General features: G+C 39.9%; 13 protein-coding genes and 1 rRNA gene. 9 read left to right on the plus strand and 5 right to left on the minus strand.

Features of this window, described 5'->3' with window-relative positions:
• Positions 1-11: 11 nt before the first annotated feature.
• The 5 genes from mnmE to rpmH all read right to left on the minus strand — a co-directional run bounded on the left by mnmE (position 12) and on the right by rpmH (position 3,887).
• Entirely contained in the window at positions 12-1,397 is a 1,386-nt protein-coding gene (gene mnmE / locus MPH60_RS21235; RefSeq protein ID WP_241589433.1) for a tRNA uridine-5-carboxymethylaminomethyl(34) synthesis GTPase MnmE, read from the minus strand.
• A 337-nt stretch (positions 1,398-1,734) separates the two neighbouring features.
• The gene (jag, locus tag MPH60_RS21240; protein WP_241589432.1) at positions 1,735-2,355 is read right to left on the minus strand and encodes an RNA-binding cell elongation regulator Jag/EloR; all 621 of its coding nucleotides are present in this window, start codon (positions 2,353-2,355) and stop codon (positions 1,735-1,737) included.
• A complete protein-coding gene (gene spoIIIJ / locus MPH60_RS21245; RefSeq protein ID WP_133350693.1) occupies positions 2,352-3,140 on the minus strand; it encodes a YidC family membrane integrase SpoIIIJ in 789 nt (262 codons plus the stop codon). Before spoIIIJ ends, jag begins: the two co-directional genes overlap by 4 nt.
• A gap of 175 nt (positions 3,141-3,315) precedes the next feature.
• Complete coding sequence (gene rnpA / locus MPH60_RS21250) at positions 3,316-3,672, minus strand: ribonuclease P protein component (protein WP_063234313.1); 357 nt, start codon at positions 3,670-3,672, stop codon at positions 3,316-3,318.
• Positions 3,673-3,752: 80 nt separating this feature from the next.
• Entirely contained in the window at positions 3,753-3,887 is a 135-nt protein-coding gene (gene rpmH / locus MPH60_RS21255; RefSeq protein WP_034316183.1) for a 50S ribosomal protein L34, read from the minus strand.
• Positions 3,888-4,820: 933 nt separating this feature from the next.
• On the opposite strand from rpmH, the gene dnaA reads away from it, so the two are divergent.
• The 9 genes from dnaA to MPH60_RS21300 all read left to right on the plus strand — a co-directional run.
• On the plus strand, positions 4,821-6,170 hold the full coding sequence (gene dnaA, locus MPH60_RS21260) for a chromosomal replication initiator protein DnaA (protein WP_057914144.1): 1,350 nt from the start codon (positions 4,821-4,823) through the stop codon (positions 6,168-6,170).
• Between the two features lie 192 nt (positions 6,171-6,362).
• The gene (gene dnaN, locus MPH60_RS21265) at positions 6,363-7,499 is read left to right on the plus strand and encodes a DNA polymerase III subunit beta (RefSeq protein WP_101223982.1); all 1,137 of its coding nucleotides are present in this window, start codon (positions 6,363-6,365) and stop codon (positions 7,497-7,499) included.
• Positions 7,500-7,719: 220 nt separating this feature from the next.
• Positions 7,720-7,932, plus strand: coding sequence for a S4 domain-containing protein YaaA (gene yaaA / locus MPH60_RS21270; protein WP_034316192.1), 213 nt, complete (start codon positions 7,720-7,722; stop codon positions 7,930-7,932).
• Between the two features lie 20 nt (positions 7,933-7,952).
• Entirely contained in the window at positions 7,953-9,071 is a 1,119-nt protein-coding gene (recF, locus tag MPH60_RS21275; protein WP_048687943.1) for a DNA replication/repair protein RecF, read from the plus strand.
• A gap of 12 nt (positions 9,072-9,083) precedes the next feature.
• The gene (gene remB, locus MPH60_RS21280) at positions 9,084-9,347 is read left to right on the plus strand and encodes an extracellular matrix regulator RemB (RefSeq protein ID WP_034316197.1); all 264 of its coding nucleotides are present in this window, start codon (positions 9,084-9,086) and stop codon (positions 9,345-9,347) included.
• 76 nt (positions 9,348-9,423) lie between these two features.
• Positions 9,424-11,349 (plus strand): DNA topoisomerase (ATP-hydrolyzing) subunit B, encoded by a 1,926-nt coding sequence (gene gyrB, locus MPH60_RS21285; protein WP_241589667.1) that lies wholly within the window; start codon positions 9,424-9,426, stop codon positions 11,347-11,349.
• Positions 11,350-11,446: 97 nt separating this feature from the next.
• Positions 11,447-13,996 carry a DNA gyrase subunit A gene (gyrA, locus tag MPH60_RS21290; protein WP_241589431.1) on the plus strand — a complete coding sequence of 850 codons (2,550 nt, stop codon included), beginning with the start codon at positions 11,447-11,449 and terminating at the stop codon, positions 13,994-13,996.
• Between the two features lie 318 nt (positions 13,997-14,314).
• On the plus strand, positions 14,315-15,382 hold the full coding sequence (locus tag MPH60_RS21295) for an HD-GYP domain-containing protein (protein ID WP_241589666.1): 1,068 nt from the start codon (positions 14,315-14,317) through the stop codon (positions 15,380-15,382).
• A 326-nt stretch (positions 15,383-15,708) separates the two neighbouring features.
• Positions 15,709-15,929: ribosomal RNA gene (locus MPH60_RS21300) — 16S ribosomal RNA — on the plus strand; the annotation flags it as partial.

Genomic DNA, 15,929 nt, shown 5'->3' on the forward strand with positions numbered 1-15,929 from the left:
TCCTTTTACGCTTATTTTCCTAAACAGAATTGAGAGAACAATTGGTTGATCAAATTATCCTGAACGCTTTCGCCAATGATTTCTCCAAGCAGCTCCCAGGCTTTCGTGAAATCGATTTGAACCAAATCAACCGGCGTACCCATTTCAATAGCATCGATTGCATCTTCGATAGACTGTAATGCCTGTCCAAGCAAAGCTATATGCCTGGCATTGGAAACATAGGTCAGGTCTCCCGTTTCTAAAGAACCTTCGAAAAATAAAGAAGCGATGGCTTCCTCCAATTCATCGACCCCTCGATCTTCCAGTAATGAAGTCGTAACAACTTTATGGGATGCCGCCTTTTCCTTAACCTTTTCCATATCGATTTTTTGTGGAAGGTCTGTTTTATTGATGATGACGATAACATCCATTCCCTCAACCGCTTGGAATAGTTTCTCATCTTCAGTAGTGAAATCATCGGAATAGTTCAATACAAGCAAGATTAAATCAGCTTCTTTTAATACTGCACGAGACCGTTCAACTCCAATTCGTTCAACGATATCTTCCGTTTCGCGAATTCCTGCTGTATCGACAAGTTTAAGCGGTACACCGCGAACATTGACATACTCTTCAATAACGTCACGTGTTGTACCTGGAATATCAGTGACGATCGCTTTATTTTCATGAACTAAGCTGTTTAGCAAAGAAGATTTTCCTACATTAGGGCGCCCTATGATAACGGTCGCAAGCCCATCCCTAAGTATTTTACCCTGTTGGGCCGTGTGAAGCAGCTTCTCTATTTCATTCTTCACATAACTGCCCTTTTCCAAAAATAAACGATGCGTCATTTCTTCGACATCATCATATTCCGGATAATCTATATTAACCTCGACTTGGGCGAGGGTCTGTAAAATTTCCTGACGCAGGCTTTGGATTAATTTCGAAAGCCGGCCTTCCATTTGACCTAATGCAACATTCATCGCTTTATCCGTTTTAGCGCGGATTAAATCCATAACGGCCTCAGCTTGAGAAAGATCGATCCTGCCATTCAAAAAAGCCCGTTTCGTAAATTCACCAGGTTCTGCTAAACGAGCACCTTGTGAGAGAATGAGCTGCAATACCCGATTGACCGAAACGATTCCACCGTGACAATTTATTTCAACTACATCTTCCCTTGTAAATGTCTTTGGACCCATCATGACCGAAACCATGACTTCCTCTATGATTTCACCTGTTTTAGGCTGGATAAGGTGGCCATAATGAATCGTGTGTGATTTCACATCAAGCAATCCTTTTCCACCTGGTCCTTTAAAGATCCTGTCGGCTATTTCTATGGCCTCATCACCGCTGATTCTAACGATGGCGATTGCCCCTTCCCCTAAGGGTGTAGAGATAGCGGTGATTGTATCGAATTCCATGCTTTCACCTCTTATATATTGATGTTTCTATTTTTTTCTGATAATAAAATCGTCGAATCCCTAAATTACTACAATACCACAGTATATTGATGAAAAAAAGTAGATACTCCTTCCTCTCAAGAGTTATCCACATGCCATTAATCCATATTCTGTAACATTCATTTTAACTTATCCACATGTGAATAACAAATATCGTCCGCTTCCCTTTACGGATAAAGATTATATGAAGATAAAGAAATATGTCACTTATTGTTGAATTGATACTTTGCAAAAACATATTCGACACACATTGATAGCAAGGCCTAAAAAAAAGAACCCCTGCTTAAAAGCAGAAGGTTCATTTAAGTGGAGTAATGACCAAGTGGCGATAAGGTTCCGTCCCACTTGAAGTCGTTTTTATTTTTGGATAATCCAAGAGAGCATTATGGATGACCTTTCGTTCATAGGATGGCATCGGCTCAAGTGAAACAGCTTTACCTGTTTTCATGGCTTTATTTGCCATTCTTTCAGCCAATTGGATTAAAGTGTCATTGCGGCGATTTCGATAATCTTCTGCATCTACAGTAATATTCAAAAACTGCTTCGAATACCGATTTGCGACCAGCTGTGCTAAATACTGAAGTGAATTTAATGTTTGACCCCTTTTTCCAATCAATAAGGCAATTTTATCACCCGATAAATGGAATGTTACGTTCTTACCTTTACGGGTGACATCAATTTGTGCATTGACTCCCATTTCCACGCTGACATTCTTCAAAAATCCCAGTGTCTCTTCAATGGGATCGGCAGGCAATGTCACATGGACGATTGCCTTCCTTGCGCCAAATATACCAAAAAATCCTTTTTTGCCTTCATCTTCTATTTCAATCTCCACGCGATCCTTAGTGCTGTTCAGTTGAGCTAAAGCTAAATTTACTGCTTCTTCGACAGATTGTCCTGTAGCAGTTACTTTTTTCACTTTTTCTTTGCCCCTCCCGCGTTTTCCGCAGCTGCTTTTCTAAGATCCGGACCTTTGATGAAATATGTTTGAACGATACCAAAAAGGTTACCAACTACCCAGTAAAGAGAAAGAGCAGCGGGGAAATTAATAGCAAATACAACAATCATGATTGGCATGATGTAAAGCATCATCGTCATTTGTGCCGCCATTTGTGGATTGGAGTTCATTCCAACCATGGACATCTTTTGCTGGATAAAAGTCGTGATACCTGCTACGACCGGTAAAACATAAACAGGATCCGGGGAACCTAAATCAAACCAAAGAAAACTATGTAAAGCAATTTCTTCCGTACGGCTGATTGCATGGTAAAACCCGATCAAAATTGGCATTTGCACCAATATCGGCAAACATCCCGCCAATGGATTCACATTATATTTTGAAAATAGAGCCATTGTTTCTTGCTGTAGTTTTTGTTGTGTGGCAGCATCTTTTGAGCTGTATTTTGCTTGAAGTTCTTTCATTTCAGGCTGAATGGCCTGCATGGCTTTCGAGCTTTTCACCTGTTTAATCATTAATGGCAGTAATGCTAAGCGAATGATTAGTGTAACGCCGATGATTCCCAAACCATAGTTCTCGCCAAATGCTTCAGAAAGCCAGATGATCAGGGCTGATAATGGATAGACAATGTATGAATTCCAAAAACCTTCACTATCCGCAGTAATAGGTTCTTTAATTTCCGTACACCCTGCTAACAACATCATTATCGAGGCTAGTCCAATAATGAGTAATATTCGTTTTTTCAACCGTAATTTCCTCCTAACTGCAATCAATCTTTTTTGAAACAATTGTGAACTGTTTATTAGAAGATTTCAAGGAAAAGTAATCCACTTTTTCCACAGTTACAATCGGGATTTTCTATGTCATCTTTCTCAAGTAACCACATGATCCGAGGAGTGCTTATTCGAAAGTAAGGGGACTTTATTGTTTTTTCATTTTAAAGTTTAGTGATTTAGAACGTTTCAGGACATGGATCAAGCTGCTTTTCACCTGGAAAAAGTCCATCTCCGCCGCTGGTTTTCGAGCAATCACAATATAATCCTTACCCTCTTCTATATCTTCTTTCAATTCCAAAAACGCTTGCCGTATGTATCTTTTGATTTGGTTCCTTACAACGGCGTTCCCGATTTTTTTACTGACTGAAAGGCCGATCCGAAAATAATCCTGACCTGGCTTTTCAAGGACATAGACAACGAATTGCCGATTAGCAGAAGATTCACCTTTTTTAAACACAAGCTGAAATTCGTCCTCTTTCTTAATCCTTAACTTTTTTTTCATTTTTACACCTTCATTACATGAATTGAGTCTCAGTAAATCCCTTATTTTGCGAAAAAAGACCACTGAGACTTTTCAGTGGTCTATGCAGATAATACTTTTCTGCCCTTACGGCGACGTGCAGCGATTACTCTACGTCCGTTTTTCGTGCTCATACGTGCACGGAAACCGTGAACTTTACTATGTTTGCGGTTATTCGGTTGATAAGTTCTTTTCATTATATGACACCTCCCTGAGGAATAACAGTTAAAGACAGTCTTTACAATTATATAGATGGAGGTTTCTACTTGTCAACCTCATCCATAAAAATAATTCTTTTTTAATGCTCAATGTCCAGTTGGCCTTTTTTTACTACCTAGCCTATTGTAAATGATTTTGCTCCGAACTGATATAGAAATTTTTGGGGAAAGGGAAATTTCCATCATTTTATCCATGAGCCCAAATATGAGATTCGCAATGAATCCTCCCTTGTTCGAAACAACATTCGACAAATAATAAGAATGGACGTGAATCATCTTTCGATCAGTCCCATGCTGCTCTTTCGGCTTGAGCAACCTCGTTCAAAATCAATTTAGTCGAGCCTATAATCACGGTCTGTGGATAAATTTCGACATGTTTTTTTCTATCCACATCCCATTTTATAGACTTTTGCACATAACAATAGCCTGTGGAAAAGTTTTTCCCACAAGCTCGGTAAGTTGTGGATAAAGTTTTCTAACCCATTGCAAGACGCCTGAATTTCTGATATTATATTTGTGTTTTCACTCTGAATAACTTTATCAACAGGTAACGTTTATCCACAGACTGTGAATAACTTGTGGATAGTTTATCCGACCTGTGTATATTAATCTGTCCACAGATGGTGGATATTGTCGAAAACCCTTTTTTCTTCTTTATTATATATTTCTTAAAATACCTGTTGATGAATAAACATTCAAATCTATACTGGTTCACCAGATGTAGACTGTACAAAGGTTGTACAGCGCAAGATATAGTTTTTAGGCACTTCATTACACAACACAAAAATTCCTTAATACAGCTCACCGAACCTTTGCTGTCAAAATTAATATAAAGACGGCAATCGATGAGTTTATTTGTGCCTATACATTTAGATACAATTATTAAAAATATTTTGCAAAGGAGGGATAAGTTTGGATAACATCGATAGCCTCTGGAACCAGGCGCTCGGAAAAATTGAAAAAAAAATCAGTAAACCAAGCTTTGAGACTTGGCTTAAATCAACCAAGGCTTATTTACTGCAAGGTGATACATTAACAGTCACCGCTCCCAATGAATTTGCCAGGGATTGGCTTGAAGAACGCTATTCCCATCTTATTTCCGATGTATTGTTTGAACTTACCGGTGAGGAATTGGAAGCAAAATTCATCATTCCCCCCAATCAAGAAGATGATGATTTTACCGTTCCTGTTCAGCCTAAAAAGATAAAAAAGCAGGATAAAGAGCATGCTGCATTTCCACAGCATATGCTTAATGCGAAAAATACATTCGATACATTTGTCATCGGCTCCGGCAATCGTTTTGCCCATGCCGCGTCTCTCGCTGTTGCAGAAGCTCCGGCCAAAGCCTATAATCCCTTATTTATATACGGGGGCGTCGGCCTTGGAAAAACTCATTTAATGCATGCAATCGGGCATTATGTTCTAGAGCATAATCCGAATGCGAAGGTCGTTTATTTATCGTCTGAAAAGTTCACGAATGAATTCATCAACTCGATCCGGGACAATAAAGCTGGGGAATTCCGTGATAGATACCGAAGCGTGGATGTTTTATTAATTGATGATATTCAATTTCTTGCGGGAAAAGAACAAACTCAAGAAGAGTTTTTCCATACATTCAATGCATTGCATGAAGAAAGCAAACAAATCGTCATCTCGAGTGACCGCCCGCCAAAAGAGATACCTACACTGGAGGATCGCCTCCGTTCAAGATTTGAGTGGGGCTTGATCACGGATATCACGCCACCTGATCTAGAAACGCGGATTGCCATATTGCGTAAAAAGGCAAAAGCTGAGGGACTTGATATCCCGAACGAAGTCATGCTCTATATCGCCAACCAAATCGATTCCAATATTCGAGAGCTTGAGGGTGCACTTATTCGTGTCGTCGCTTATTCTTCATTGATTAATAAAGATATAAATGCCGATTTGGCAGCTGAAGCATTAAAAGACATCATCCCTAGCTCAAAACCTAAAATAATCACCATTTTGGAAATCCAGAAAACGGTCGGTGAACATTATAGTGTCAAACTTGAGGATTTCAAGGCGAAAAAACGGACTAAATCCGTAGCATTTCCAAGACAGATTGCCATGTATCTTTCCAGGGAGTTGACGGACTCATCCCTGCCCAAGATAGGTGATGAATTTGGAGGTCGCGATCATACGACGGTTATCCATGCGCATGAAAAAATCTCCAAGCTCATGCAAACGGACACCCAGCTTCAGCGTCAGGTTAAAGAAATCCAGGATCAGCTGAGGGTATAATAGATTCTGGATAATGTGAATAACTGACGACTACTTACACACAGTCTGTCCACATGTGGATAGACTGTTTTTCCTTAGGTTGAGTGGACTTATCCACATATCAACAGGCCCTACTACTATTACTACTATCTTTTTTAATAAAAATTATTAATAAATATGCCTATACGGCAATTAAAAATTGGAGGATGAAACATGAGATTTATAATCCAAAGAGATCGATTAGTTCATAGTGTCCAAGAAGTAATGAAAGCAGTCACATCAAGGACGACGATTCCGATTCTAACAGGGATAAAAATAAGCGTTACTAGTGAAGGTGTCACTCTAACAGGAAGTGATTCTGATATCTCCATCCAATCATTCATTCCGGCTGAGGTTGACGGAGATGAAATTGTTGAAGTTAAGAGCAGCGGCGGTATTGTCCTGAATGCCCGTTTTTTCAGTGAAATTGTCAAAAAGCTGCCGATGGATACAGTAGAAATTGAAGTGGAGAACAACTTTCAAACGATTATTCGTTCTGGTAAAGCTGAATTTAATTTAAATGGACTGGATCCTGAAGAATATCCACATCTTCCGATCATTGAAGAAGAAAATATTTTCAAACTTCCAACGGACCTTTTAAAGACCCTTATCCGACAAACTGGCTTTGCAGTGTCCACGTCAGAAACACGCCCCATCTTAACAGGTGTAAACTTGAAGGTTCAAGATGACGAATTGACCTGTATTGCAACAGACAGTCATAGGCTTGCAATGAGGACAGCCAAAATAGAAAATAAAATTAACGGGACCTATAGCGTTGTCATCCCAGGTAAAAGTCTGAATGAGTTAAGTAAAATCCTTGATGATACGAACGAACTCATTGAAATCGTCATTACCGAAAACCAAGTACTTTTCAAAGCTGAAAATTTATTATTCTTCTCAAGACTTCTTGAAGGGAATTATCCTGATACATCACGCTTGATTCCATCAGATAGCAAAACCGATGTGACTGTTCACACCAAGGATTTTCTACAAGCGATCGACAGGGCTTCTTTATTGGCGAGAGAAGGAAGAAATAATGTCGTCAAATTGACAACCCTGGAAGGCCGTATAATCGAAGTCTCTTCCAATACTCCTGAAATTGGTAAAGTAATTGAAGAGGTTCAGGCAGAAGCCATTGAAGGTGAAGACCTGAAAATCTCATTCAGTGCCAAATTTGTAATGGATGCTCTAAAAGCATTGGAAGGTTCCGATATAAAAATTAATTTCACAGGTGCAATGCGTCCGTTTGTCATTCGTCCGCTACATGATGATTCCATGCTGCAATTAATTCTCCCAGTAAGAACTTACTAAGCTAAAATAATATTTCAAAAAAATTAAAGGCTTGTATAGCAGGTCTTTAATTTTTTTATATTTAAACATAGGCTTCCAAAGGGTTTTTGGCGTTTTTTTAATGCTGTACGGAACGCTGAATCTCTAAAAATAAGAACTGAAAAAGCTATACTTTGTCTTAATGGGATTAATTTAGTAAAATGAAATATTAAAGACTACTTAGAAATGAGTGAGGCATGAAATGGACTCCATAAAAATCAATACTGAATATATTACGCTTGGACAATTCCTGAAATTGGCCGATTTAATTCAAAGCGGCGGAATGGCAAAATGGTTCTTAAGTGAATACGAGGTTTACATTAATGGCGAATTAGACGTGAGAAGAGGCAGAAAATTAAGATCAGGTGATAAAATAGAGATTCCTGGATTTGGCACCTACACAATTACAAGCTAAAACATAAGGGAAGAGCGGATATGTATATTGAAAATATAAGTTTGAAAAATTACCGCAACTATACCGAATTGAATCTGACTTTTGAGAATAAAGTCAATGTAATCCTCGGCGAGAATGCTCAAGGAAAAACAAACGTAATGGAATCTATTTTTGTTTTAGCAATGGCAAAATCCCATCGCACCTCAAATGATAAAGAACTTATTCGCTGGGATGAAGAGTATGCTAAAATAGAGGGAAGAGTTAGAAAGAGAAATACCTCAATACCACTTGAGCTGACCATTTCAAAAAAAGGGAAAAAGGCGAAGTGCAACCATATTGAACAAAGAAAGTTGAGTCAATATGTCGGAAATATGAATGTGGTCATGTTTGCGCCTGAGGATCTAAACCTTGTAAAGGGAAGTCCTCTAGTCAGACGCCGTTTTATAGATATGGAAATTGGCCAGGTTTCTCCCGTATACCTTCATGATATGAGCCAATATCATAAAATACTTCAACAAAGAAATCATTACTTAAAGCTTCTGCAGACCCGGAAACAAACGGATACGACGATGCTTGACGTGCTGACCGATCAATTTATTCAGTATGCAGCGAAAATTGTCGAAAGAAGATACGAGTTTCTTTTAAAGCTCCAGCAATGGGCAGAGCCGATTCATTCGGGGATCTCCAGAAATCTAGAAGTATTGAAAATCCAATATAAACCGTCTCTTGATGTATCAGAATCTATGGATTTGACGAAAATGATAGAAGTATACACAGAAAAATTTGATAAAATAAAAACAAGGGAAATTGAACGGGGTGTAACACTGGTAGGTCCTCATCGTGACGACCTGGTTTTTTTTGTGAATGACCGGGATGTCCAGACATACGGTTCACAAGGACAACAGCGAACGACGGCCCTGTCTTTGAAACTTGCCGAAATTGAGCTGATCCATGAAGAAATCGGCGAGTATCCCATTTTATTATTGGATGATGTGTTATCGGAACTTGACGATTTCCGTCAATCCCATTTACTGAATACAATACAAGGGAAAGTGCAAACATTCGTGACGACACCCTCCGTTGATGGAATCGATCATCAAACCCTAAGAGAAGCGTCCACCTTTTATGTTAGTCAAGGAAGTATAAAAAAGGTTAAATGATGAGGTGAATGTATGTATCTCCATATTGGTGAAGACATTCTTGTGAAAACGGACGATGTCATAGCCATTTTAGATAAGAAGCTGCTTCAGGCTTCTCCAATCATGAGTGAATTTTTGGAGAAAAAGTCTGATGTAACTTCCCATTTAGCAAAAAACTCGGTTAAATCGATTGTAGTGACGGACAAACAGGTATATTATTCACCGCTTGCGTCGTCCACTTTGAAAAAGCGTTCACTGCAGCCATCGCTCTTAATCGATGATATAGATATTCTTTGAATTGTAGCTAAACGTTAAATTTACTCCTGAAAAATTGATAAATGCCAAAAGAAAAGTGTAGGTGATACGTATGACAATGGAACAAAAAGAAGTGCAAGCTCAGGCATACGATGAGAATCAGATACAGGTTTTAGAAGGCTTAGAAGCAGTTCGTAAACGTCCGGGAATGTATATCGGCACTACCTCTGCAAAAGGACTTCACCATCTTGTTTGGGAAATTGTCGATAATAGTATTGATGAGGCACTAGCTGGTTTCTGTTCGGAAATCAAAGTGACGATCGAAGAGGACAATAGCATAACCGTAGTCGATAATGGTCGGGGAATTCCAGTCGGCATCCATGAAAAAATGGGACGCCCAGCTGTAGAAGTAATCATGACGGTCCTTCATGCGGGCGGTAAATTTGGCGGCGGAGGCTATAAGGTCTCCGGCGGTCTGCATGGTGTGGGGGCTTCAGTAGTTAATGCCTTATCCACGGTATTGGAAGTTTACGTTCATCGTGAAGGTAAAATCCATTATCAGCAATTTAACCGCGGTATCCCTAAAGAAGATTTGAAAATCATCGGGGAAACCGATCATACCGGCACGACTATACACTTCGTCCCGGATGGTGAAATCTTCACGGAAACCCTGGAATATGATTTTGATACATTGGCCACACGAATCCGTGAGCTTGCATTCCTGAATAAAGGCTTGAAGCTGACCATTGAAGATAAACGTGAAGAAGAAGAGAAAATCAGGGATTTCCACTATGAGGGCGGCATCAAATCTTATGTTGAGCATTTGAACCGTTCTAAAGAGGTATTGCATGAGGAACCGATTTTCATGGAAGGCGAGAAAGATGGAATTTCTGTTGAATTGGCATTGCAATATAATGACAGCTATATCAGTAATGTCTTTTCTTTTGCCAATAATATTCATACCTATGAAGGCGGTACACATGAATCAGGATTCAAGACTGCTTTGACCCGTGTCATCAATGATTATGCACGGAAAAATGGTCTTTTAAAAGAGGCGGATGCCAATTTCTCAGGTGAAGATGTCCGGGAAGGTTTAACGGCAATCATTTCGATTAAGCATCCTGACCCGCAATTTGAAGGTCAGACGAAAACCAAACTCGGAAACTCCGAAGTTAGAACGGTCACTGACTCCATTCTATCGGAAAGGCTTGATGCCTTCTTATATGAAAACCCTGCAGTTGCCCGGAAAATTGTAGATAAAGGGCAAATGGCAGCGAGAGCCCGTATGGCAGCGAAAAAAGCACGTGAATTGACCCGGAGGAAAAGTGCTTTGGAAGTATCCAATCTACCGGGGAAATTGGCAGATTGTTCTTCTAAGGACCCGGGGATCAGCGAATTGTACATCGTTGAAGGAAACTCTGCGGGAGGTTCGGCAAAACAAGGACGGGACCGCCATTTCCAAGCCATCTTGCCGCTAAGGGGTAAAATCCTGAACGTTGAAAAAGCGCGGTTGGACAGAATCCTGCACAATGAAGAAATAGGTACGATCATCACAGCACTTGGAACAGGCATTGGTGATGAATTCAATATTGAAAAAGCTAGATACCATAAAATTGTTATCATGACCGATGCGGATGTCGATGGTGCCCATATCAGAACGCTGATGTTGACATTCTTCTACCGGTATATGAGAAAAATTATCGAGTATGGATATATATATATTGCTCAGCCGCCACTTTTCAAGATTCAGCAAGGGAAAAAAGTGGATTATGCTTATAATGACCGCCAGCTTGAAGAAATCATGGCGAGTTTGCCAAGTACTCCGAAGCCTAACCTGCAGCGTTATAAAGGGCTGGGGGAAATGAATCCGGAGCAATTGTGGGAAACGACGATGAACCCTGAAACGAGAACGCTGCTTCAAGTCAGTTTGAAAGATGCTGCCGAGGCAGATGAAACTTTCGAGATGTTGATGGGCGACAAGGTCGAACCGCGTCGTAACTTCATTGAAGAGAATGCAATTTATGTAAAAAATCTTGATATCTGATTTTTTGACAGGATGCTTTTTACATCCTGTTCTTTACATAGTGCACGAACAGTTAAATTTAAATGAGAGTATAAGCTTTTAATAGGAGGTTGGCTCCATGTCAGAAAATGAAAGATCAGGTGTAAAAGAAATAAATATAAGTACCGAGATGCGGACATCGTTTTTGGATTATGCGATGAGCGTTATCGTGTCGCGGGCTTTGCCTGATGTAAGGGACGGTTTGAAACCGGTACACCGAAGAATTCTTTATGCAATGAACGATCTTGGAATGACTTCGGATAAACCATTTAAAAAATCAGCCCGTATTGTCGGGGAAGTAATCGGTAAGTATCACCCGCATGGTGATTCGGCTGTATATGAAACGATGGTACGGATGGCGCAACCTTTTAACTATCGCTATATGCTTGTAGATGGTCATGGGAATTTCGGTTCGGTCGATGGTGACCAAGCTGCCGCAATGAGGTACACAGAAGCGAGAATGTCGAAAATCTCGATGGAGCTACTCCGGGATTTAAATAAAGATACGGTCAATTTCCAGGATAACTACGATGGTTCAGAAAGAGAACCAGCCGTTATGCCTGCCCGCTTCCCGAACTTGTTAGTGAATGGTTCATCAGGAATAGCGGTAGGGATGGCAACCAATATTCCACCCCATCAATTAGGTGAGGTAATTGACGGCGTATTGGCTTTAAGTAAGAATCCTGAAATTACAATTCCAGAGTTGATGGAATATATCCCTGGGCCGGACTTTCCGACAGCAGGTTTGATTTTAGGACGAAGCGGAATCAGAAAGGCCTATGAAACCGGAAAAGGGTCAATCATTCAACGGGCGAAAGTCGAGATTGAAGAGAAATCCAATGGTAAACAGGTAATCCTTGTTAAGGAAATCCCTTATCAAGTGAATAAAGCAAGATTGATTGAAAAAATTGCAGAACTTGCTCGAGATAAAAAAATCGAAGGCATTACCGACTTACGGGATGAATCGGATCGCAATGGCATGCGTATTGTCATGGAGCTTCGAAAGGATGTTAATGCGAATGTCCTTTTAAACAACCTGTATAAGCATACCGCGATGCAGACCACCTTCGGAATCAATTTGCTTGCTTTGGTGGACGGTCAGCCTAAAGTGCTTAATTTAAAACAATGTCTGCACTACTACTTGGAGCATCAGCAGGTAGTCATACGGCGCAGGACTGAATTTGAATTACGGAAAGCGGAAGCCCGCGCCCATATTTTAGAAGGGTTGCGCATTGCACTTGATAATTTGGACGCAGTCATTACGTTGATCCGCAGTTCCCAAACGACAGACATTGCCCGTGAAGGCTTAATGACACAATTCTCACTTTCCGAAAAACAGGCGCAAGCTATCCTGGATATGCGTTTACAGCGTTTGACAGGTCTGGAACGTGAAAAAATTGAAGATGAATATCAGGCATTAATGGCTATAATTGCAGAATATAAAGCGATTCTTGCTGATGAGGAAAAGGTTCTTGAAATTATCCGTGAAGAGCTTCTTGAAATTAAAGAACGTTTTGATGATAAACGGAGAACTGAAATCACATTAGCCGGATTTGAAAGCCTGGAAGATGAAGATTTAATCCCAGAGGAAAATATAATCGTGACACTTACGCATAACGGTTATATTAAACGCTTGCCTGCAACCACATACCGCAGTCAAAAACGCGGAGGGCGCGGAATACAGGGTATGGGAACGAATACAGATGACTTTGTCGGTCACTTGTTAACCACATCGACTCATGACACTCTATTATTCTTCACCAACAAAGGTAAAGTCTACCGTTCCAAAGGATATGAAATACCTGAATATGGCAGGACGGCAAAAGGATTGCCGCTTATCAACCTGTTGGAAGTCGATAAAGGTGAGTGGGTCAATGCAATCATACCCGTGAAGGAATTTGCGGACGATTGGTATTTATTCTTCACGACCAGACATGGGATATCGAAGCGTACACCTTTGTCGTCTTTTGCAAATATCCGTAATAACGGTTTAATTGCCCTAGGTTTACGTGAAGATGATGAATTGATTTCTGTCCGACTTACGAATGGAGAGAAACAGATCATAATTGGAACGAAGTCCGGGATGATGATACGTTTCCCAGAGACGGATGTACGGACAATGGGACGTACTGCAGCGGGAGTGAAAGGGATTTCCTTAGGGACGAATGATGAAGTTGTCGGAATGGAAATTCTTGAAGATGATGAAGAAGTCCTGATCGTTACGAAAAACGGTTATGGAAAACGGACTTCTGCGGAAGAATACCGTATTCAAAGCCGTGGAGGAAAAGGAATAAAAACGTGTAATGTCACTGAGAAAAATGGTGAACTTATAGCCGTGAAAACAGTTACGGGTGTAGATGAAGATTTAATGCTGATTACAGCAGCTGGTGTATTGATCCGAATGGAAGTAGAAGGCATTTCTAAAACAGGCCGTAATACACAGGGTGTTAAGCTCATCCGACTCGAATCCGCAGATAATGAATATGTTTCTACGGTTGCCATCGTAGGAAGGGAAGAAGAAGAAAAAGACGAGGATATAGAAACGGTCACGACTCTAGATCCGGATTCTGATCCCGAACCTACTGTAATTGAAGAAAATGAAGAAACTGAAAAAGATACGGAAGAATAATCTTTTCATAAAAAAGGGGTTTGGAATTTTAATTCCGAACCCCTTTTGAGTACCTGCAGGCAACGCTCAAATTGTATAAACCATAAATAAACTATAGACCCAGCAATTAAGCTGGGTCTATAGTTTTTTTGCACATTAGCTGAATTTCAAAATGATATCAAGAGTGTTTGGGTATGAGTAAAAAGACTTATCGATTTCAGGGAAAGCTGTTAATAAATTGATTTTTTTTAGGTATTTAATCATAATAAGGATAGTTATTACCATGTTTTTCAAGGGAAATGATACTCATTAATACTACCGAGGTGAAACGTTTTGCTAGTGAAAACTCGCTATTTAATCGAAGGCTGCATCCTCTCGAAAGAAATTAAAGGTCTTACGAACCGCCCCATAATGCATGAAAAAACAATATTGACCACGCGATTGATTGAGGCTTTGCAGGCCTTTTTAATAACCGAGGTAAGTGTTGAAAAAACTTTGATTGATGGAAAGAAATTTCTGCCGAAAGAAGTAATAGATCCAGAACTGGATGAAATGGAAGAGTCATCGGATTTTACGGATTTGTATCTTAAGTCAGTACAATCATATAAACGATTATTTAAAAATTGGCAGGCAGGCAGTAAAGTCGAGGTGGCCATGATTCGTTTAATGATGATTCCCCTTATGGATAAGGCTTTAGAGGAACCGGGAAACATTTTGATGCTGCACCACTATTGCAATAAAGAAGAATATGTATATCACCATGCCATTTCCATTGGATTGCTTGGAGGATATATTGCATTTAAAATGAAATGCGATAGGGCTGATGTCTACCAAGCGGCAATTGGCGGATGTCTGGCAGATTGCGGGATGGCAAAGCTGCAACCAAGGTTATTAAATAAAACGGAAAGCCTGACAGCGGATGATTATGAGGAGATACATACTCATCCTATTTTCAGCTACAAGATGATTAAAGATAGTTCCATCATAAAGGATAGTGTGAAGATAGCCGTTCTAGAGCATCATGGAAGGTTAGATGGAACGGGTTATCCCAAAAGATTGAAAACAAAGCCCATGCACTTATTCTCAAAAATCATTGCTGTTGCAGATGTATTTCACGCCATGACTTCCGAAAGGGCATATAGAAAGAAACAATCACCGTTTAAGGTATTAGAGATGATCTTACATGATGATTTTGGTAAATTTGATATTGGGGTAGTTAAAACCTTGTTATCAAGCTTTGCTAATTTTTCCATTGGAAGCAGGGTCAAACTCAACAATGGTTTCATCGCTGAAATCATTTTTATTGATGCCGGGTCGCAAACAAGACCGGTCATAAAGGTGATGGATAGTGAACAAATTATCAATTTAGGTATTAACCGGGAATTATATATAGAAGAAATACTATAATGTTCAATGAAAAAGTTTACTCTCAAAACGTAAGCTTTTTCTTCTTGATTAGGTGTACAGTCATAGGATTTGAAAACCATGAATTCATTTATATTATTTATTTTAAAATAACTATTGCTTTTATTCATGATACTAGATATAATAACTAAGTCGACAGCGAAAGAAAAAAAGTTGTTGACGAAAAATAATATAGATGATATATTATTAAAGTCGTTTCTAAACAAATGACATAAATCGCTCTTTGAAAACTGAACAAAACAAAGCGCCAACGTTAAATTTTAAGTGAGCACACACTATCAAAAAAGCAAATGAGCAAGTCGAACATTTCTTCGGAGAGTTTGATCCTGGCTCAGGACGAACGCTGGCGGCGTGCCTAATACATGCAAGTCGAGCGAATTGATGGGAGCTTGCTCCCTGAGATTAGCGGCGGACGGGTGAGTAACACGTGGGCAACCTGCCTATAAGACTGGGATAACTTCGGGAAACCGGAGCTAATACCGGATACGTTCTTTTCTCGCATGAGAGAAGATGGAAAGACGGTTTACGC

Source organism: Peribacillus sp. Aquil_B1 (genome assembly GCF_022603275.1).
Taxonomy (GTDB): Bacteria; Bacillota; Bacilli; order Bacillales; family DSM-1321; genus Peribacillus.

Coding starts and splice junctions, on each gene's coding strand:
- recF (WP_048687943.1), top strand. CDS start 7,953: ATGTATATTGAAAATATAAGTTTGAAAAATTACCGCAACTATACCGAA.
- rpmH (WP_034316183.1), bottom strand. CDS start 3,887: ATGAAAAGAACTTATCAACCGAATAACCGCAAACATAGTAAAGTTCAC.
- mnmE (WP_241589433.1), bottom strand. CDS start 1,397: ATGGAATTCGATACAATCACCGCTATCTCTACACCCTTAGGGGAAGGG.
- gyrB (WP_241589667.1), top strand. CDS start 9,424: ATGGAACAAAAAGAAGTGCAAGCTCAGGCATACGATGAGAATCAGATA.
- yaaA (WP_034316192.1), top strand. CDS start 7,720: ATGGACTCCATAAAAATCAATACTGAATATATTACGCTTGGACAATTC.
- dnaN (WP_101223982.1), top strand. CDS start 6,363: ATGAGATTTATAATCCAAAGAGATCGATTAGTTCATAGTGTCCAAGAA.
- gyrA (WP_241589431.1), top strand. CDS start 11,447: ATGTCAGAAAATGAAAGATCAGGTGTAAAAGAAATAAATATAAGTACC.
- remB (WP_034316197.1), top strand. CDS start 9,084: ATGTATCTCCATATTGGTGAAGACATTCTTGTGAAAACGGACGATGTC.
- rnpA (WP_063234313.1), bottom strand. CDS start 3,672: ATGAAAAAAAAGTTAAGGATTAAGAAAGAGGACGAATTTCAGCTTGTG.